The following is a 19,038-nucleotide window of genomic DNA, read 5'->3' as shown; positions in this document are numbered from 1 at the left end:
TGCAGTCTACTACGACTAACCAACGTGTTAATAAAAGTTAAGTGGAAGTGATCACTGCTTAAATAAAGTCGTATTCCTTAAATTTGTAGCATCAAAAAATGATTGAAATGAATTTAAAAGGAAAAAACGCCATCGTTACCGGTGGTGGTAGAGGTCTAGGCAAAGCCGTGGCTTTAATATTAGCGAAAGAAGGAGTGAACATCGGAATTACCGGAAGAAATGAAGAAAACCTAAAAACAACCGTTGAAGAATTGAAAGGTTTAGGTGTTCAGGCTTCTTATTCGATATTCAGTATGGACAAAGAAACTGCAGTTCAAAAAGGAATAGCAGATCTTGCAAAAGATTTAGGCGGAATCGATATTCTTATCAACAATGCAGGAATTGGAGACTTTGGAAGTATTGCAGAAATGCCGTCTGAAACCTGGGAGCAGGTCATTAAAACCAACCTTTTCGGTGTGTATTATGCAGCAAAAGCGGTGTACCCATTCCTGAAAGAAAAAGGAGCGGGCGATATTGTGAATGTAGCGTCAACTGCCGGTTTGAAAGGCGGACCGAATATGTCGGCATATGCCGCTTCAAAAGCAGCAGTCGTATCTTTATCACAATCGATGATGGCAGAATGGAGAAAACAGAATATCCGCGTGATTACGTTGACGCCAAGTACCATCGCCTCCGATATGTCGATTCAGGGTGGGCTGACCGACGGAAATCCAGAAACGGTTTTGCAGCCGGAAGATTTTGCAGAATGGGTTCGTGATATTTTAAAAATGAACAGAAGAGCACTCATTGCCAACGGTTCTATTTTCTCTACGAATCCTTAAGATTGAAAACTCGGTTCACCTCAAGAATTTAACTGAAATTTTTTGAAGAAATTCCTAAGAAATCATCCTAAAAAAAGAAATTATGAATCCCTCTGATTTATTTAATTTAAAAGGAAAAACCGCAATCGTTACCGGTGGCGCAAACGGCATCGGAAAAGCAACGGCCATGATTTTGGCCCAACACGGCGCCAATATTTCGATTGGCGATTTTAATCTTGAAGATGCCCAAAAGACGGCTAAAGAAATAGAAGCTTTGGGCGTCAAGGCTATTGCGGTTTCCTGTAATGTTCTCAAAGATGAAGATTTGGTGCATCTGGTGGAAACGACGGTGAAAGAATTAGGCGGCGTACACATCCTGATCAACAACGCAGGTGGCGGCGGTGGCGGACGTGAAAATCCATTTAAAATATCGGTGGAAGATATCAAAAGAGACTATGAGCTCAACGTTTTCAGTGGCTGGAGACTGTGCCAGTTGGTTGTTCCGCACATGAAGAAAGATGGTTACGGATCCATCGTATTCACCACCTCAATGTCCAGCGTCAATAAAAGCCCTAATATGAGCGGTTACGGCGGATCTAAAGCTGCCGTCAATCATACGGTTGCGAATTTAGCACACGATTTTGGTCCGGAAGTCCGCATCAATGCGGTTGGTCCGGGAGCGACGAGAACCGCTGCTCTGGAAAGTGTGCTGACCCCGGAAATAGAAAAAGTAATGTTGGCGCACACGCCGGTCAAACGGTTGGGAACAGCTGATGATATCGCCGGAGCGATGCTTTATTTTGCCTCTCCAATTTCAGAATGGGTGAGTGGCCAGACTATTTTTGTGAATGGTGGTGGCGAGCAGACTTTGGAATAATGACTGGATGATCAGGTTGTTTCGATGGCTTTCTGATCATTCTTAAAACAAATGACTTTGTTTTATATTTCAAACAAACCTTGCATAATTGCCGGACGTTTATTTGTTTTTGCTGCCTTTTTTGAAATGCAGAAAACAGTGCTGTAATTCATGGTTCTTTTAAATGAAATCTTTGTCCCTTCACAACGGGATTAAAAATTTTCATGATGATTAAAGAGGGATACCTCTTATTGTACAACAAAAGTGGGTTTTGCCCGCTTTTGTTTTTTAGTATTAAATTTGTTCCGCATGCAGACACCAACTCAGATCATCGCACACCGGGGATATTGGCAGACAGAACCTCCAACTTCAGAAAATTCCCTTCAATCCTTAGAAAATGCTCAGGGATTAAATATTTATGGGACAGAGTTCGACGTTCGGATGTCAAAAGACGGGGTGCTGATTATCTACCATGACGAACATTACGACGCGCTGGAAATTTCAGAAACCCGCTTTGCAGATTTGGCGAAATTGAAATTAAAAAACGGTGAGAACATTCCAACATTAAAGGATTTTTTAGAGAAAGGGAAAAAAAATCCATCCCTAAAACTCGTCATCGAACTGAAACCGATGAATTCCAAACTTCGGGAAAATGAGCTGGTACAGAAAGTCGTTCAAATGGTTAAAACTTTTCAAATGGAATCGCAGTGTGAATTTATTTCATTCAGTCTGAATATTTGTGAACAGCTAAAAAAAGAGGAACCAACTTTTAAAGTAAAATACCTGAACGGAGACCTTTCGCCTTTAGAAATTAAACAAAGAGGTTTTGACGGTTTCAGTTATCATTATTCAGTTTTTATTACAAATCCAGGCTGGATTTCGCAGGCTAAAATGTTGGGATTAATAACGAATTCATGGACGGTCAATGATACTGCAGGATTCGAAAAACTAAAAATGCAGGGAATTGATTTTGTTACGACTGACATTCCCAATCAGTTGATCCATAAGTAAAACCGAAAGGGTTAGCGCCGGTTTAGAATTTGTTTTCGGCTAATGTTCTCTGTTTTATGCTGAAAAAATGACTTTTCGCAGGATTTCAGTTTTTCTGATGGTATTCACGAAACAGTGTCCCGCTTTATAATTAATTTCGCATCAGTTTAAATAAGACTTTTTTGTCTTAATAAAGAAAAATCCAACCTTGAAAATCATCATCATGAAGAAACAGATTTTTACATTTTGTGCCTTGTCCTTTTTTACGTTTTCAGCAAAAGCTCAGACCGACAGTCTGAAAATTAATCTGGATTTCCGAACCCGCGCTGAACTCGATAATGGCTATAAAACTTTAATCCCGGAAAATAAAAAACCCGAAACTAATGTTTTTTCAAGAGCACGACTGGGCGTGGATTATTACTGGAAGGATCTGGAACTCTTTATTTCCCTGCAGGATGCCAGGGTTTGGGGCGAAGTTTCCTCGACCAATCAGCGCAGCGGAACCCTGAATGTGAATGAGGCCTGGGCAAAATATCAGTTCACTAAAAACACTGGATTAAAGGTTGGCCGCCAAATTCTTTCTTACGATGACGAAAGACTGCTCGGCGCTTTGGACTGGCAGATGCAGGGTAGAAGTTTTGACGCGGCGAAAGGAATTTTCCGCCTCAGTCCACAATCGAAACTGGAAGCGGTGGTGAGCTATAACAATGACGACAACGATGCGAATGATCTGCCGGACAGAGAATTTTACAGCATATTAGATTCCGGTGAAAGAACGAAATCAATGCAGATTCTTCATTATCAGTATCTGTGGCCGAAAGCAAGTCTTTCCTTTATCGGTCTCAATAATGTCGTTCAGCATCTGAACCGTACGCATTACGATATGTTGACCGTCGGAATGAATGCTAAAAAATACTTCGGAAACGTTGGTTTCTTTGGTTCTGCTTATTGGCAGACCGGTAAAAATAGTTTGGCACAAAGCAAAAATGCTTATCAGTTTTCAGCAAACGTCGATTTTATTCTGACTCAAAATGCCAATATTATTCTGGGTACCGAATGGCTTTCAGGAACGGATTATAACGGAGATGTTTCCAAAAATAATTCGTTCAGCCCGCTGTACGGAACAAATCATAAGTTTAACGGTTTCATGGATTATTTTTACGTCGGCAATCATTTCAACAGCGTAGGCTTGAAGGATTTTTATCTAAAATCTCATTTCAAGTTGAATCCAAAAGCAGCATTAGCTTTCAATCTTCACGGTTTTACCGGCAATGCGGAATTGGGATATGATGTGGCGAATAATAAAGAATACTCCCGGTATTTAGGAACAGAAGGTGATGTGGTCTTTACGTACAAAGTCGCCAGTATTTTCACCATGCAACTGGGACACTCTCAAATGTTTGCGACCGACGGGATGAAATATCTTAAAAACGTTGCAGATCCCAAATCAATGCAAAGCTGGACCTGGTTGGGTCTTAATTTTATGACACGGTTTAAAGTGAAATAGGTTTTTTCACGGATAACTGCTTTTCACCGGCAGGTCAAATGCATTAAAATTGCACTGTTTTTTTAAAGGAATCTCAGATCCAATTCATCAATATAAATTGTGAAATAATTTTGAATTCATTGAAATATAACCAGTTGTATTCCTTCAATAAACGAAGTACGTTTGTTTTTCTTTAAAACTGATGAAGTTTTAAATCCCTTTTGTTTTTGACGTATTTTATCTGAAATTTCCTTTATCGGATGATAAAATAAAAGGCAATCCCGGTACAGAATTGCCTTTAAGAATAATTTTAGTCTTTTTCAACCACTAATTTCTGGAAATTTCCATTGTGGTCAAACAATAGGTCGCCGCTTTTCACCTCGGCTTCATAAACTACAGAACCGTCGGCTTTTACAATTTTTGCCGCTTCTTTTATTTTACCATATTTTTTTGCCGCAACATAAGAGATGATGTTTTTCGGTAATTCGCTGATTTTCAAAGAAGTTTCAGTTTCTTCTTTCATGCCTTTTGGATTGTAAGTGGCAGAAGTTTCCTTACCGTTCAGTTTAAATTCTGCTTCATACGTTCCGTGCTCATCATCCCATTTTACTTTTTTCACCTGCGGGAAATCTTTTTTAAAGGCGTTCTTCACCGCTACCGGTACTTCACCGCCTTTATTCATTTGTTGTGCAGTGATGGTTCCTGCGCCAAGTGCTAAAACAAATGACATTATTACGATTGGCTTTTTCATTTTGAAATATTTTTATTTTTCGGACTGAATGTATTTCAATCTCTCCTACAAAAGTGCCCCGCCAATCTGTAGAGAATCTGATTTTTTATCTCCTTATAAAAAGTTTAACATTTAATTAATATCCGACATTTTTTTTCTTATACTAAGAATTGTTTAACTACGAAGTCACAAAGTTATTCTTCCTTCTTTTTAGTTTTTTAAAATTTCTGTTGAAAAGTCAATGAAGTTTGCGCATTATAATTTCCGGTGGAAAACTTAATTTTCTTAACTTCTTAATTGATTCTTAATGGTTCAATTTCCAATGATAGTTTTAGATTTTCAACCACACAAGTCACAAAGTTATTCTTCCTTCTTTTTAGTTTTTTAAAATTTCTGCTGAAAAGTCAATGAAGATTTGCGCATTATAATTTCCGGTGGAAAACTTAATTTTCTTAACTCCTTAATTGATTCTTAACGGTTTAATTTCCAATGATAGTTTTAGATTTTCAACCACACAAGTCACAAAGTTATTCTTCCTTTTTTTTAGTTTTTTAAAATTTCTGTTGAAAAGTCAATGAAGATTTGCGCATTATAATTTCCGGTGGAAAACTTAATATTCTTAAGTCCTTAATTGATTCTTAATGGTTCAATTTCTGCTGCCGCGCGATTCTATCGCGTGGTTACAGAATATCCTTATCGCCTTTCCTTACAGCTCCATCCACGTTGCGGTGATTAAACTCCATAATCACCGCAAAATATACGGAGATTAATCACTATATTTACAGCATAATCCTTAACGATGGCAGTATATATCCACCAATTGAAGCAATGGCCCCACTTTTCTTGGCAGCCTGATGAGCTGATCAACCTGCTGGCAGAAGTCCGTTACCTGCAGGGTAAACTCCTGGGGAAAGTAGAACTCTTGGGCTTCGAACTCAGAAACGAAGCGAACCTGGAAACCCTGATCCAGGATGTAGTAAAATCATCAGAAATTGAAGGGGAACTCCTTAATCCTGAACTCGTGCGTTCCTCCATTGCAGTTCATCTGGGTTTGGATTACAAAGGAAAAGAAAACAAAGACCGGCATATTGATGGAATCGTTGAAATGATGTTGGATGCAACACAGAATAACGATAAATCACTAACTGACGAGCGTTTGTTTGGCTGGCATTCCGCATTATTTCCCGCCGGAAGAAGCGGCATGTATAAAATTGAAGTAGCGAAATGGAGGACAGGGGAGATGCAGGTAGTTTCCGGAGTGATGGGCAAAGAAAAAATACACTTTGAAGCTCCGAGAGCTAATCTGCTGGAAAGTGAAATGCTGAATTTCCTCACGTGGTTCAATGAGGAGCAGAAGATGGATGACCTGTTAAAAGCGGGCGTAGCCCATTTCTGGTTCGTCACGATACACCCTTTCGATGACGGAAATGGTAGAATAGCACGCGCAATTGCAGATATGCAGCTTTCCAGAGCAGATCGGGTAAACCAGCGCTTTTACAGCATGTCAACCCAGATCAATGCCGATAAAAAATCATATTATCAAATCCTGGAGAAATCCCAGAAGAGCAGTCTGGATATTACGCAGTGGCTGGTTTGGTTTCTGAACTGCCTCAAAGAGGCCATTATAAATTCAGACGGAATCATCAGCAAAGTCATCACAAAGCATGATTTTATGGTGAAAAACAGTCCCGCCATCACCAATGACCGTCAGCATTTGGTCATCACCAAACTGTTGGATGGTTTTGAAGGAAATCTCACCACCTCCAAATATGCCAAACTGACAAAAAGCTCATCCGATACCGCCCTCCGCGACATCACGGACTTAATTGAAAAAGGCATCCTCCTCAAATCCGGTTCCGGCGGACGGAGCACCCATTACCAGTTGAATACGAAGGAATAAAATCACCGCTCGGCGACAGCAATTAAAATGCAAAAGAGAGGTATCTATGTATTTACAGCGTTTTTTGATTTCTTGTACCTGTGTTGAACCTCAGTGAGGAAAGAAAGTAAGGAAAGCAGCTATTTTAGGAAGTTTATCTACTTAGTATTTATTTTTAATTTTCTTCACTTCTTAATTGATTTTTGACGGTTCAATTGCTCTCTGTTTCTGCGTTTTTAGCTGAAGATTTTTCTTTAAAATTTAATTGATTTAAAAGCGTCGGAAAAACGATTAACAGCAAAGGCAACGCAATTGAAAAGCCACCAATAACCGCAATCGCCAACGGTTGGTGCATTTGTGCTCCGGTTCCAATTCCCAAAGCCAAAGGCATTAAGGCAATAATGGCCCCTAAAGCCGTCATTAATTTTGGACGTAATCTCGTACTGATGGCGTAAATCAGAGCATCTTCTTTGGATTTTTTCTCTAAAGTTTCTTCAAACTGCAAATAAGTGAAAATGGCATTTTCTCCGATAATTCCGACCATCATGATCAATCCGGTATAACTGCCGACATTCAGGGGCGTTCCGGTTATAAATAATAAAATAAAACTCCCCGAAATTCCTAAAACTGAAACCAACAATATTAAGAAAGCGACTTTTAAATTCCTGAAAAGAAACAAAATGGTCGTAAAAACGAGCAAGCAGGAAACGAATAAAATCAAAAGCAATTCACTGAAAGATTTTTGCTGTTCTGCGTAAGCGCCGCCGTAAGAAATACTGTAACCCGTCGGAAGTTTGATGTTTTTGTTAATTTCTGTTTGAATTTTTTTAATCGTTCCGCCCAAATCGCCGTTATCCAAACGTGCTGTTATCACGCCCATATTCTGCAGATCTTCGCGTTCTACTTCCGCCGTGCCTTCCAAAATAGAGACTTCTGCAAATTCTTTCAGCGGTTTCAGTTGTCCGTTGGGTAATGAAATCATGCTGTTTTGGATTTCCTGAAGTGACGCGTTTGATTGAGTATTATACAGAATCCGGATCGGCGTGAACTGATTTTTATCAAATAAATCGCCGACCGTATTTCCGCTTAAAATCGTCTGTGTCTGGTATTGAAAATTCTGAGGCGAAATCTGATATTGCGCTAAAACAGGAAAATTCGGGGTAATCTGAATCGAAGGTCCTGCGATGATAATTCCGTCAAAAACATCGGCTGTTCCTGGGATTTTTCCCACAATTTTCGAAATTTGCTGCGAATATTTCTGAAGGGTAGGAACATCATTCCCGAAAATTTTGATCTCAATCGGTTGCGCGCTGCTCATTAAATCGCCGAGCATATCGGTAATAACCTGGCCGAAATCAACGGTCAATGGTAAACCCGTGGCTTCAATTTTACGTCGGAGATCGTCTGTAACTTCTGCTGTCGTTTGGGTTCTGTCTTTTTTTAGATTAATTAAATAATCGCCGCGGTTGGGTTCGGTAATGAAAAATCCCATTTGCGTTCCGGTTCTTCGGCTGTAGGCTTCCACCTGTGGATTGGCCTTAATTATTTTTTCCACTTCCCGAAGCTCGCGGTCAGTTTCCTCCAAAGAAGTTCCGGGTGGCGAATTGTAGTCCAGTATAATACTTCCTTCGTCCATATCGGGTAAAAATCCGGTGGAAATATTCGGAATAATGAAGGCCGTAATTACAACCAAAACCGCCATAAACACGTATGAAAAAACTGGTTTCCGGATGAAAAAGCCTACCCATTTTCTTTCTTTTACTTCGTGATGAACTTCTTTTTTTTTGGGTTTTCCTTTTTTAGATAAAAACAAATAAATCACGGGCAATAAAAGCCAGGTGACGAAAAATGAACTCACCAAAGTAATGATCATGGTATTCGTCATAACTTTGAAATAAGCACCGGCAACGCCACTCATCAGCATAAAAGGCAGAAAAATAACAATCGTACTCAATGAAGAACCCACCATGGCTTTCAATAAATAATTGACGGCTTTTTGGACTAAAGTGGTACTGTTTTCCTCCGGAAATTCTTCGTGGGTACGGTGAATTTGTTCTACAATGACAATCGCATCATCGATGATTAGACCAATTGCCGCCGCAATTGCGCCTAAAGTCATAATATTAAAAGTCGCACCGGTCGCATATAAAATAACCAGCGTTAAACAAATCGTCACTGGAATGGTGATCAAAATGGTGGCACTTGCTTTCCAGGATTTTAAAAATAAAATGGCGACGATAATAGCGAGCAAAAGTCCGATCCAAAGCGCATCTGTGACACTTTTGATGGAACTGTTTACAAAATCGGCCTGCACGTAATAAGGTTTTATCACCACCTCTTTGGGCAAAGTTTTCTGCAATTCGGCAATTTTGGTTTCCATCGCTGCAGAAACATCTACCACATTGGCATTGGGTTGTTGTATAACCGCAATTAAAATACTTTCAGTTCCGTTGGCGTTGACTTTGATAAATTGCTTGGCGGTGTGAACTTCAATTTTAGCAATATCTTTAAAATAGATCGCTCTATTTCCATCATTTTTTAAGACCACATTCTGCAGATCTTCAAGACTTCGGATTTGGGAATTGGTCAGCGTTAAATACAGAAAATTATAATCGGAAGAAAAGCCGTTGGACTTGATGAAGTTGGTTTCATTCAGTGCAGTTTCAATGTCTTTTGGATTCAAACCCAATCTCGTCATTTTTCCCTGGTCGAGAATGGCCCAGAATTCTTTGTCCTGTCCGCCGATAATTATAATGTCGCTCACGCCGTCAACCTGCGACAGAAAGGGTTTTATGGTATAAAGTGCCAATTGTTTCAGCGCAATGGGCGAAATCGAAGAAGCATTCAAAGAATAGCCCATCACCGGTAAAATGGCCGGATTCATTTTTTCTACGGTGATATTGATGTTTGGCGGCAGTTGATTTTTAATCTCATTAATTTTTGCCTCAATTTGCTGTTGGCTAAGGTCGATATTAGCATTCCAGTCCATAAAGGCGGAAATTTCACAGCTTCCTCTACTTGTGGTACTTTTCAGCAGGTGCAGATCGGGAATTTGTTTCACGGCATTTTCCAGCGGTCGCGTCACCGCAACGGTCATTTGGTCGACCGGCTGTTCTCCAGCTTCCGCAATGATTTTTATTTTCGGAAAAGTAATCTGTGGAAACAGGGAGGATTTTATTTTGGTATAAGAAAAAACGCCGCCTAAAATAAAAAGCAGAATCATCACCAAAAGCGGATTTTTATATCTTACAAAAAAAGAGTTTTTCATTTTAAACTGATTAGTTTTTACAAGTTTTTTCACCACAAAAGTCACATAAACTTCATCTTTTAAAGATTAAATTTTTACTTTTTAAAGACCAAAAAACTTGTGCTTAGTTTTTTCATTCCGGAGAAATATAAACCACAAAAGTCACAAAAGCTTCATTTATTAAAGATTAAATTTTCACTTTTTAAAGACCAAAAAACTTGTGCTTAGTTTTTTCATTCCGGAGAAATATAAACCATAAAAGTCACCAAAGCTTCATTTTTTAAAGATTAAATTTTTTACTTTTTAAAGACCAAAAAACTTCTACTTAGTTTTTTCATTCCGAAGATATCAACCACAAAAGATACATTCTTAAAGTACTGTTTTATTGTTTTTTAAAGACCACTTCATCTTTAATTTTGTGAACTTTAAAACATCATGCTTTTAACTTTACCTTTTGTGCCTTTTGTGGTTATCTAGCATTTTACGGCTCAATTTTCACTTTTGCATTATTTTCTAAACCGTAATTTCCGGAGGTGATAATTTGGTCTTTTAAACTGATATTCCCTGAAATAATTTGTACGTAACTGTTATTTTCAGTGCCTTTTACAATGTCCACTTTTACCGCCGTATCTTTGTTTTTTAATTTCATGACCCAAAACTTGGTCTGCGTTTCATCCGTTAAAACGGCGCTTTTGGGAACATATAATCCTGTCTGGCTGTTTTGCCGTTTCAGACGGATGGTCACAATTAAACTTTCAGGAATAGCAATATTGTCGTTGGGTTTTACCAAAACCTTTTCGGTTTGTGAAATGGGATCAACACCTGGTAACAATTTTGCAATATGACCGTAAACCGTTTTTCCGTCCGGTAAATTAATTTCCAGATTTTTATTATTGATGAGCATTTCATGGTATTCATAAGGCACATTCATCACCAATCCGAAACTTGATGAATCGGTAATTCCCGCTAAAATTTCACCTTCCTGCACATAATCTCCAATCTGGTGATTTAGAGCATTGACGAATCCCGTTGCCGGACAGGTCACCGTTGTAACGCCCGAAAAGCGAAAAGAAGGATCCAGTTTATTAATGGTATTTCCTAAAGCGCGCGATTCTTTGGTCTGCACAGAAAATAAAAACTGCCCTTTTTTTACCGCATCGCCCAGATTAATTCTCACGTTGGTAATGTATCCAGTCGCGTTCGCTTTTACATCCGATTTTAATAAATAAGTCGCAGTTGCATTAATGGAAATGTCATTATTAATGGAAAGTGTATCTGTCGGAAAAGCTACAGAAACAGGCGTTGCAGCGTTTACTACAGGTTCCTGCGCAACCGTTTCCGACTTTTTCTTGCAAGAAATCATTAAAATCGAAATCAGAAAAATGGTAAATATTTGAAGGGATTTCATTATTGTAGAATTATATTTTCATAGTGATTTTCAAGTCTTAAAATCTGCATTCTGTATTGCAAAAGTCCAATTTTCAAAGTTGTATAGTTGGTGATTGCCAAAATAAAATCGACCATTTTCACGTCGCCGGTCGGCAGCTGTTTCAGGTTGGCTTCAATCAAAGTTTGGGCGTATTTCATCTGTGTATTCGCAAGACTGATCATATCCCGGTATTGTCGGATTTGGTTTTTAAGCTGCGCTTTTTGCTGCTCAAACTGTTTTTGATAAAATGCAGTATAACTTTTCCGCGTGTCGAGTTCTATTTTTTTCTGTTCCAGGGAATGCTGTCTTTGATGACCGTCGTAAATTGGCACCGTTAAAGAAAGTCCGGCGCTGATTCCGAAATTTTTGTACGGCGTTTGAATTAAAGCTGAAGAGTAACCACCATCGGCAAAAACTGAGATTTTCGGCTGGTAATTATAATTGATCAATTGCAGGTCATTGGCCAGTTTCAGACTGTCTGTACGAAAAGTTTGGGCATAAATACTTTCTTCAAAATCGGGTTCCATTTTCTTATTAAAAGTCGGCGGCTCTAAATCCGGCAACTGTTTTTCATTATTTCCGGAAAGGTATTGCAGGAGTCCGAAATTATTTTGAAAATCTGCGGAATGTTGCTTTTGAAGCAGTTCATTTTGCTGTTGCGTTACTTTAAAAGTCAGGTAATCCGTTTGCCGGAAGACGGATTGCTGAGTCAGTTTCTTTAAAATTACATCTTCCTGTTGAAAAATATGAATGATTTCCTGATCGATTTTCGTTTGCTCCTGGCTTTCATACGCCAAAAGGTATTGTTCTGTAACCGCTTTTTTCAGCGTGAGAGCGGAAAGATTTTTTTGATTTAATAATTGCTGAACCGTCAGTGAAAAGGAATTGAGTTTTGCCTGAAAGTTTTTTTTGCTAACGAAATCGCGGGAAACTCTACCTAAAAGAGCGAGATTCTTTCCGTTGATGGTGGAATTCCCATCGTAGCCCCAGTTATTGATTTGTGGCGAATAGGAAGCGTCCGCAATTCCGATAACTTTGAAACCGTATTCGCGCTGCATTTTGATGCTGTCTATCGCCGTAATGCTGATCTGATTTTTTAAATCCTGTAAATTCGGATTAGTCTGCTGCGCGGTTTCTAAATAGTAGGAAAGCGTATTTTTGCTTTGTGCCCGGTATCCTGAATGTACCAGAAACAAAAGCAGGAGCACTGCTGTTTTCAGTTTTTTTTGGAAAGCCATGGTTAACAGAATCTGGAAATTATCTATCAAAATTAGTGTTTAATTCTGTACATAATCTGAATTTCTAAAAAAAAACTAAGAAAACGCCCGGCAATTATTCCCGGTTTAAAATAAACTGATGTTGATGGTTTTCAAACTGATATTTTAAATCTAAATGAAATGCAGCCGCGATTTCTCTGGCGATTTCCAGGCCTAAACCGGTCCCTTTTTCGTGCGTGTTTTGGCGCTGAAACCGTTTAAATAATTTATTTTGATCCAGAGCAGATCCTTCTGCACGGTTAGCAATTATCAGTTCATTTTTATGAATTTGTATATCAATTTCACTTTCTTTGGGAGCGTATTTTAAAGCATTAAACAGCAGATTTCCCACCAGTATTTCAGCTAGATTATAGTTAATTTCCGCAATGAATACATCAGAAAAATCTTTCTTAAGCGTGAGGTTTTTAAATTTAATCTGTTCCTGATAATTTTTAATAAAAGATTCTACGATGAGATTCAAACTGACGGGCTGAATATTGGTGAACTGTTTATTTTCAATTTTAGAAAGAAGCAAAAGTGCCTGATTCAGTTTACTCATTCTGGTGGTGGCGTCCGAGATATCGTTCAGGATTTCTGCCTGTTGCTGCGTAATAGAATCGGTTTGCCAGAAGAGTTCAATATTATTCTGTACAATGGCCAGCGGCGTTTGCAGTTCATGGGACGCGTTTTCGGTAAACTCTTTTTGTGACTGAAAGACTTTTTTGTTGGTTGCAGCTAATTCTTTCAGTGAATCATTCAGATCATTAAATTCATTAATTTTGGTTGGTGTCAAACCTAAATCTTCGGGATGATCGACCCGAAAGTTCTTTAACTGCGCCAAAGTATGGTAAAAAGGTTTCCAGACTCTTTTTTTAACTTGTGTGTTGATCAGCAATAAAGTCGTGGTAAGGGTCACTAAAACGGAAATCAGGAGGTAAAGAATGCTTTTCATCAAGTCCTCGCTTTCGACCAGAGACTGGCGAACCGTAACATTAAAAGTGCCGTTTGCGGTTTTTACAGGAAATGCCAGAATCCGGAAGCTCTCGATCTCAGAATCTTCTTTATGATAAATATCGCTGGTGAAGATTTTTTCCGGCAGAAGTTGTCGGGGATTTTTTTCAATACTGATTCTGTCGTCAAAATTCACGAAATTTTCTGAGGGCAACAGTTGAAGTTTTTTGCTTATACCTGTTTTTTGAGCTGCTAAACTTTCATCGATATTATTGATTAAAACATTTTGAATGGCGACGTAAAAAAGCGGTATGGAAATCAGCATGACCAAAATCGTAACGCCGATGTAGCGCAGAGAAATATAGTGCGTCAGTTTCATAATGCTTCTAATTTGTATCCCATTCCGTACACCGATTTGATGCAGTCCTGTGCACCGGCAGCCGCTAATTTTTTCTTAATGTTTTTGATGTGGGCATACAGAAAATCAAAATTGTCGAAGAACTGAATATTGTCTTCTGCAATATGTTCTGCAATGGCATTTTTAGAAATGATTCTGTTTTTATTGACGGCAAGGTAGAGGAGGATATCAAATTCCTTCCGCGTGAAATCGATGGGTTTTCCCTGAAAAGAGATCAGTTTTGCTTCCGAATGAATCTCTAAATCATTGACGGTAATGGAGGAGTTTCCTTTGAAATGTTTTCTTCTGATCACGGCAGAAATCCTAGCGCCCAATTCGGAAAGGTGAAAAGGTTTTGCCAGATAATCGTCCGCTCCCAACTGTAAACCGCTGATTTTATCATCTAAAGAGTTTTTAGCAGAAATAATGATAACACCATCCGATTTTTTATTCTCTTTCAGTTGTTTTAAAAGTTGAAGACCGTTGCCATCGGGCAAAGTAATATCCAGCAAAATACAGTCGTATTCGTGTAATTCTAATTTTTCCTGCGCAGTTTCAAAATTTTCCGCCAGATCGCAGCTGTATTTTTCGCTCTTCAGATACGTTAAAATACTTTTGCTCAACTGCCTTTCATCTTCAATCAATAAAATTTTCATAGCAATTTTTTAGAAAATTAAGTTTTAAATCTGAATAAAATCTGAATTAAGTTAAAAAAATCCCCGCCATTTTAAAACAGAAAGCAATCCTTTGCCAAGCGAAGCGCCTATGCGTCTTTTTCAGAAGTGTGTTGGAGTTGTCTAGCGTCTTTGCGTTTAAAAAAAGAATTACAAAATCCTTTTTCAGAATTATGTTGCACCTGTCTTGCATCTTTTCTTTAAAAAAAGAATCACAAAATCATCGTCAACTGAACTCTTTTCCTGTCCTCATCAACTTCCACCACTTTCACCTGAACATGTTGATGCAGTTTTACCACTTCATTCACATCCGAAACGAAACCTTCTTTGAGCTGGGAAATATGAACCAAGCCGCTTTCTTTAATTCCCAAATCTACGAAACAACCGAAAGCGGTAATATTATTCACAATTCCGGGGAGAATCATGCCGGGTTTTAAGTTTTTAATGCTTTTCACCGTTGGATCAAATTCAAACACTTTCGCCGCTTTTCGGGGATCCAAACCGGGTTTTTCCAGTTCTTTTAAAATATCTTTAATTCCTAAAATCCCTATGGTTTCCGTCACGTATTTTTCAGGATCAATGGTTTGAATTTTTTCTTTGTTTGCGATGAGGTCAATCGTTTTTAAACCTAAATCTTTCGCCATTTTTTCCACGATTGCATAAGCTTCCGGATGAACCGCCGAATTATCCAAAGGATTTTTTGCATTCGTAATTCTGATAAAAGCTGCGGCTTGCTGGTAAGCTTTTTCGCCCAAACGCGGTACTTTTTTCAATTGCTTCCGGTCTTCAAAAGCGCCGTTTTCTGTGCGGTAATTCACGATGTTTTCTGCCATTTTTTCTCCGATTCCCGACACGTAACTCAACAGAGATTTGCTCGCGGTATTCAGATTAATCCCCACCGAATTCACACATTTCATTACTGTGGAATCGAGTTCGTTCTTCAATTGTGTTTGATCTACATCGTGTTGATATTGTCCGACACCAATCGATTTTGCATCAATTTTAACCAACTCCGCTAAAGGATCGGACAGTCTTCTTCCGATCGAAATCGCGCCACGAACGGTTACATCAAAACTGGGGAATTCATCTCTCGCAATTTTACTTGCAGAATACACCGATGCGCCGGCTTCGGAAACGATGAAAACTTGAGGCGGTTTATCGAAAGCGATCTTCTTAATAAAAAATTCAGTTTCCCGACTGGCCGTTCCGTTTCCAATCGAAATCGCTTCAATATTAAAGGAATTCACCAAAGAACGGATTTTCTTCATCGCCATCCCCGTTTCGTTTTGCGGCGCATGGGGGTAAATGGTTTCATTGTGCAGCAGATCCCCTTTTTCATCGAGGCAAACGATTTTGCATCCGCTTTTAAAACCGGGATCAACCGCTAAAATCCGCTTTTCGCCCAATGGGGGAGCGAGCAGCAATTGCCTCAGATTTTCAGCAAATATTTCGATGGCTTTCTGATCGGCTTTTTCTTTCGCTTCCTGCAACGTTTCGTTGGAAATAGCGGGCTCCAGCAATCTTTTGTAACTGTCTTTGATGGCTAAAGCGATTTGGTCCGCACATTCATTATTTGATTTAATGAGGGCCTGTTCTATAAAATCAACCGCTTCTTCTTTGTCGATTTCTATTTTGGTTTTCACAAAACCTTCCGTTTCTGCACGCAGCATCGCCAACAGCCGGTGAGACGGAATTCTGTTCAGGCTTTCTTGCCAGTCGAAATACTGTTTGAATTTCTGCGCAGTTTCCTCTTCCAATTTGCTTTTCACCACTTTTGAAGAAATGAGCGCCTTTCGCTGAAAAAGCCGGCGCAGGTTTTTCCGCACGTACATATTTTCATTGATCCATTCTGCCATAATATCTCTCGCACCCTGCAAAGCTTCTTCTTCCGAACTCACCTTTTCATTCAAATATTTTGAGGCTAAAAACGGTAAATCATTGGCATTCTGGCTCATGATGATTTTTGCCAGAGGTTCCAGACCTTTTTCTTTCGCAGCATCGGCTTTTGTTTTGCGCTTTTTTTTGAAAGGCAAATACAGGTCTTCCAGTTCCTGAAGATCGAAACTTTCCTCAATTCTTTGCTTTAAATTGGGGGTTAATGCGTTCTGTTCTTCAATTGATTTCAGAATACTTTCTTTCCGTTTTACCATTTCATCAAACTGCTTGTTGAGTTTGTAAATGTCTTCAATTTGAACTTCATCCAGATTTCCTGTCGCGTCTTTCCGGTAGCGGGAAATGAAGGGAATGGTGCAGTCTTCTGCCAGCAGTTTCAAAGTAGCGCTGATGTTTTTCTCAGAGAGATTGAGGGATTTTTGGATAAAACCGGTCGCCGTCATAATAGAGTTTTAAGACCGCTAAAATAGGGAGAATTATGGGAACGAATCAAGAGGGAGTAGGGAAAAGCAAAAGATAAGGGTTGACATTACTTATACATTCCTTTGACTTTCATGGTGATCCGAAATTCACGTGATTGGTGAAAGCTTTAGCAAACAGCGCGGATTTGTCAATATAATACGCAGTGAGGGATTATTTATAATGAGTTATGTTTATTGTTTTTCCATCCTTCGCGTTGATCTTAATTTCGAATGCTCCTCCAAGCATAGGCATACCTCCGGATAATAATTTCTCCAAAATTCCTGCGTTTAAACTCCCAGTGATCACCCATACTTTATTATGAACCAAGTCGATATTGTATGGTCTTTCTTCTTCAATTTTTGATTTTCCATACATAACAAATAATTTATTCTCAGCTATTTTGATTGCGGTTTCTTCATCTTTGACGAGACATTCTTCACAGTTGATTACCTGTTGATTTTCCGAAATATACTTTTCCCCAGAGAAACCGAAATAATACAAAAGCAAACCACACATAAAAATCAGTAGAGTTACTAATATTCCTTTTTTCATTTTTATAAAAGTTTTTTCTTTCTTTACAAAAGTCTGACTACAAGAAATCGCCTGTTGAGGAGCGATAAGGAAATTTCCCTCTAATTACTACATCGTAGAACAACTTTGTCAAAGTCAGGAACTTTGACAAAGTTTAAATCTTCAATTCGTCATTCCGCTCCTGAATACTTCTCCTTATATCTTTTGTAAAGCTCTTTCTGCTGGTTATTGAGGTCAATCTGTCGGCCGTCGATAAAGGCTTCGGTGACATTGTTGGTGAGCTGATCCAGCGCATCGCCGTCGGAGATGAAAAGGGTGGCACTTTTGCCCACTTCCAGACTGCCGTAATCTTTGTCGATGGCTAATATTTTCGCCAGGTTCAGCGTGATGCTCTGCAGGGCTTTTTCTTTATCGAGGCCATACGCTGCGGTGGTTCCGGCAAGAAAAGGCAGGTTTCGGGAGTCGGAGAAATCCTTTCTGGCGCTGTAATCCAGTCCGTGCAGGATTCCTTTGTCGGAAACCAGTTTGGCAAATTCGTAAGGAAGTCTCGGTGAGGTGGATTCGTTGGGCGGCAGTGAATGCGGATTGCTGATGATGAGCGGGAAACCGCTTTTTTTAATGTCATCCAGAACACTTTCAAGGCTTGAATCGCCCAGAAGTACCGTCTTTTTCACGCCATAATCCTGAGCGAACTTAATGACTTCCAGTGCTTCATTGGCACCTGAAACGTCGGCAAACAGAATTTTATCACCGTTCAGCACGGGAGCAATGGCTTCCAGTTTATAATCTTTAACGCCGTTTTTGGGTTGGTACGCTTTGGCTCTGGCAAACAGGGTTTTCAGTTCCCGGATGGAAGCATCGCGCCGTTCTTTCATTTCCTTATTCCTTTTTTCATCGGTGAACTTGCGGTTCGCCGGCCAGGAAAGATGGAGCACATTATCGGTGGCCACCACGGCGTCCTGCCAGTTCCAGCCGTCGAGATTCATCACAGAAGAAGTTCCTTTCAGGATTCCGCTTCCCAACACGGGCTGAGCCAGAAGCACGCCATTGGTACGGACGGTCGGGATAACGTGACTGTCGGTGTTGAAGGCGATTAAAGTCCGTACTTCCGGCATGAAGCCGTTGGATTCTACGAAATCCACCGTGGCTTTGGTCGCGGATACTTCGACCAGTCCAAGGGAATTATTGACCAGGATAAAGCCCGGATAGACCTGTTTTCCGGAAGCGTTGATCACTTTGGCGTTCGCAGGGATGGGCGAATTGATGCCGGTGATTTTTCCGTTGTCGAAAACAAGGGAAGCATTCTGAAGTACCGTGCCTGTCCCGGTGTGCAGGGTGGCTCCTGTAATCGCTACAGGAACAGTCTGCTTCGGAGCGGGGGCAGGCCGCTGGGCCGAAACCGCTCCGGAAATGAACAGGGTGAATGAAAGTGTTTTGAAGACTGATTTTTTCATGTT

15 protein-coding genes are annotated in these 19,038 nt (G+C 39.7%); 6 read left to right on the top strand and 9 right to left on the bottom strand.

All coding sequences use genetic code 11. The annotated features are described in order from the left end of the window. Positions 1–107 precede the first annotated feature (107 nt). The 4 genes from QF004_RS07860 to QF004_RS07845 all read left to right on the top strand — a co-directional run bounded on the left by QF004_RS07860 (position 108) and on the right by QF004_RS07845 (position 4,153). Positions 108–821: a 3-ketoacyl-ACP reductase gene (locus QF004_RS07860; RefSeq protein WP_307424726.1), complete on the top strand. Its 714-nt coding sequence runs from the start codon at positions 108–110 to the stop codon at positions 819–821. Between the two features lie 82 nt (positions 822–903). After that, entirely contained in the window at positions 904–1,677 is a 774-nt protein-coding gene (locus QF004_RS07855) for a glucose 1-dehydrogenase (protein WP_307424724.1), read from the top strand. 288 nt (positions 1,678–1,965) lie between these two features. Beyond that, positions 1,966–2,667, top strand: coding sequence for a glycerophosphodiester phosphodiesterase family protein (locus QF004_RS07850; RefSeq protein WP_307424722.1), 702 nt, complete (start codon positions 1,966–1,968; stop codon positions 2,665–2,667). Between the two features lie 202 nt (positions 2,668–2,869). Beyond that, positions 2,870–4,153 (top strand): alginate export family protein, encoded by a 1,284-nt coding sequence (locus QF004_RS07845; RefSeq protein WP_307424720.1) that lies wholly within the window; start codon positions 2,870–2,872, stop codon positions 4,151–4,153. A gap of 289 nt (positions 4,154–4,442) precedes the next feature. Here the strand turns inward: QF004_RS07845 and QF004_RS07840 are convergent, their stop codons facing one another. Next, positions 4,443–4,883, bottom strand: coding sequence for a PepSY-like domain-containing protein (locus QF004_RS07840; protein WP_307424717.1), 441 nt, complete (start codon positions 4,881–4,883; stop codon positions 4,443–4,445). A 620-nt stretch (positions 4,884–5,503) separates the two neighbouring features. On the opposite strand from QF004_RS07840, the gene QF004_RS07835 reads away from it, so the two are divergent. Both QF004_RS07835 and QF004_RS07830 read left to right on the top strand, forming a co-directional pair. Beyond that, positions 5,504–5,632, top strand: a complete 129-nt coding sequence (locus QF004_RS07835; protein WP_307424715.1) for a hypothetical protein — start codon at positions 5,504–5,506, stop codon at positions 5,630–5,632. 29 nt (positions 5,633–5,661) lie between these two features. Next, entirely contained in the window at positions 5,662–6,762 is a 1,101-nt protein-coding gene (locus tag QF004_RS07830) for a Fic family protein (protein WP_133440168.1), read from the top strand. A 190-nt stretch (positions 6,763–6,952) separates the two neighbouring features. Here the strand turns inward: QF004_RS07830 and QF004_RS07825 are convergent, their stop codons facing one another. The 8 genes from QF004_RS07825 to QF004_RS07790 all read right to left on the bottom strand — a co-directional run bounded on the left by QF004_RS07825 (position 6,953) and on the right by QF004_RS07790 (position 19,035). After that, entirely contained in the window at positions 6,953–10,009 is a 3,057-nt protein-coding gene (locus tag QF004_RS07825; protein ID WP_307424712.1) for an efflux RND transporter permease subunit, read from the bottom strand. A gap of 460 nt (positions 10,010–10,469) precedes the next feature. Next, positions 10,470–11,396 carry an efflux RND transporter periplasmic adaptor subunit gene (locus tag QF004_RS07820; RefSeq protein WP_307424709.1) on the bottom strand — a complete coding sequence of 309 codons (927 nt, stop codon included), beginning with the start codon at positions 11,394–11,396 and terminating at the stop codon, positions 10,470–10,472. Beyond that, the gene (locus QF004_RS07815) at positions 11,396–12,685 is read right to left on the bottom strand and encodes a TolC family protein (protein ID WP_307424706.1); all 1,290 of its coding nucleotides are present in this window, start codon (positions 12,683–12,685) and stop codon (positions 11,396–11,398) included. Before QF004_RS07815 ends, QF004_RS07820 begins: the two co-directional genes overlap by 1 nt. Before the next feature lie 64 nt (positions 12,686–12,749). Continuing rightward, on the bottom strand, positions 12,750–14,003 hold the full coding sequence (locus tag QF004_RS07810) for a HAMP domain-containing sensor histidine kinase (protein ID WP_307424703.1): 1,254 nt from the start codon (positions 14,001–14,003) through the stop codon (positions 12,750–12,752). Then, complete coding sequence (locus QF004_RS07805; RefSeq protein ID WP_307424700.1) at positions 14,000–14,677, bottom strand: response regulator transcription factor; 678 nt, start codon at positions 14,675–14,677, stop codon at positions 14,000–14,002. The genes QF004_RS07810 and QF004_RS07805 overlap by 4 nt, the downstream gene beginning before the upstream one ends. Before the next feature lie 230 nt (positions 14,678–14,907). Continuing rightward, on the bottom strand, positions 14,908–17,031 hold the full coding sequence (locus QF004_RS07800; protein WP_307424697.1) for a Tex family protein: 2,124 nt from the start codon (positions 17,029–17,031) through the stop codon (positions 14,908–14,910). Between the two features lie 190 nt (positions 17,032–17,221). Beyond that, complete coding sequence (locus tag QF004_RS07795) at positions 17,222–17,602, bottom strand: NTF2 fold immunity protein (protein ID WP_307424694.1); 381 nt, start codon at positions 17,600–17,602, stop codon at positions 17,222–17,224. Positions 17,603–17,751: 149 nt separating this feature from the next. Then, a complete protein-coding gene (locus QF004_RS07790) occupies positions 17,752–19,035 on the bottom strand; it encodes an amidohydrolase family protein (protein WP_307424691.1) in 1,284 nt (427 codons plus the stop codon). Positions 19,036–19,038: the final 3 nt, after the last annotated feature.

Source organism: Chryseobacterium sp. MDT2-18 (assembly GCF_030815285.1).
Lineage (GTDB): Bacteria > Bacteroidota > Bacteroidia > Flavobacteriales > Weeksellaceae > Kaistella > Kaistella salivictor.
The sequence above is the reverse complement of the archived record's forward strand: the minus strand, read 5'-3'. Positions and strand labels throughout refer to the sequence as shown.

What these genes read in the sequence shown, in the direction of transcription:
- QF004_RS07820 (WP_307424709.1), bottom strand. Translation starts at nt 11,396, where the DNA reads ATGAAATCCCTTCAAATATTTACCATTTTTCTGATTTCGATTTTAATG.
- QF004_RS07835 (WP_307424715.1), top strand. Translation starts at nt 5,504, where the DNA reads ATGGTTCAATTTCTGCTGCCGCGCGATTCTATCGCGTGGTTACAGAAT.
- QF004_RS07860 (WP_307424726.1), top strand. Translation starts at nt 108, where the DNA reads ATGAATTTAAAAGGAAAAAACGCCATCGTTACCGGTGGTGGTAGAGGT.
- QF004_RS07800 (WP_307424697.1), bottom strand. Translation starts at nt 17,031, where the DNA reads ATGACGGCGACCGGTTTTATCCAAAAATCCCTCAATCTCTCTGAGAAA.
- QF004_RS07840 (WP_307424717.1), bottom strand. Translation starts at nt 4,883, where the DNA reads ATGAAAAAGCCAATCGTAATAATGTCATTTGTTTTAGCACTTGGCGCA.
- QF004_RS07830 (WP_133440168.1), top strand. Translation starts at nt 5,662, where the DNA reads ATGGCAGTATATATCCACCAATTGAAGCAATGGCCCCACTTTTCTTGG.
- QF004_RS07790 (WP_307424691.1), bottom strand. Translation starts at nt 19,035, where the DNA reads ATGAAAAAATCAGTCTTCAAAACACTTTCATTCACCCTGTTCATTTCC.
- QF004_RS07810 (WP_307424703.1), bottom strand. Translation starts at nt 14,003, where the DNA reads ATGAAACTGACGCACTATATTTCTCTGCGCTACATCGGCGTTACGATT.
- QF004_RS07825 (WP_307424712.1), bottom strand. Translation starts at nt 10,009, where the DNA reads ATGAAAAACTCTTTTTTTGTAAGATATAAAAATCCGCTTTTGGTGATG.
- QF004_RS07795 (WP_307424694.1), bottom strand. Translation starts at nt 17,602, where the DNA reads ATGAAAAAAGGAATATTAGTAACTCTACTGATTTTTATGTGTGGTTTG.
- QF004_RS07805 (WP_307424700.1), bottom strand. Translation starts at nt 14,677, where the DNA reads ATGAAAATTTTATTGATTGAAGATGAAAGGCAGTTGAGCAAAAGTATT.
- QF004_RS07850 (WP_307424722.1), top strand. Translation starts at nt 1,966, where the DNA reads ATGCAGACACCAACTCAGATCATCGCACACCGGGGATATTGGCAGACA.
- QF004_RS07855 (WP_307424724.1), top strand. Translation starts at nt 904, where the DNA reads ATGAATCCCTCTGATTTATTTAATTTAAAAGGAAAAACCGCAATCGTT.
- QF004_RS07845 (WP_307424720.1), top strand. Translation starts at nt 2,870, where the DNA reads ATGAAGAAACAGATTTTTACATTTTGTGCCTTGTCCTTTTTTACGTTT.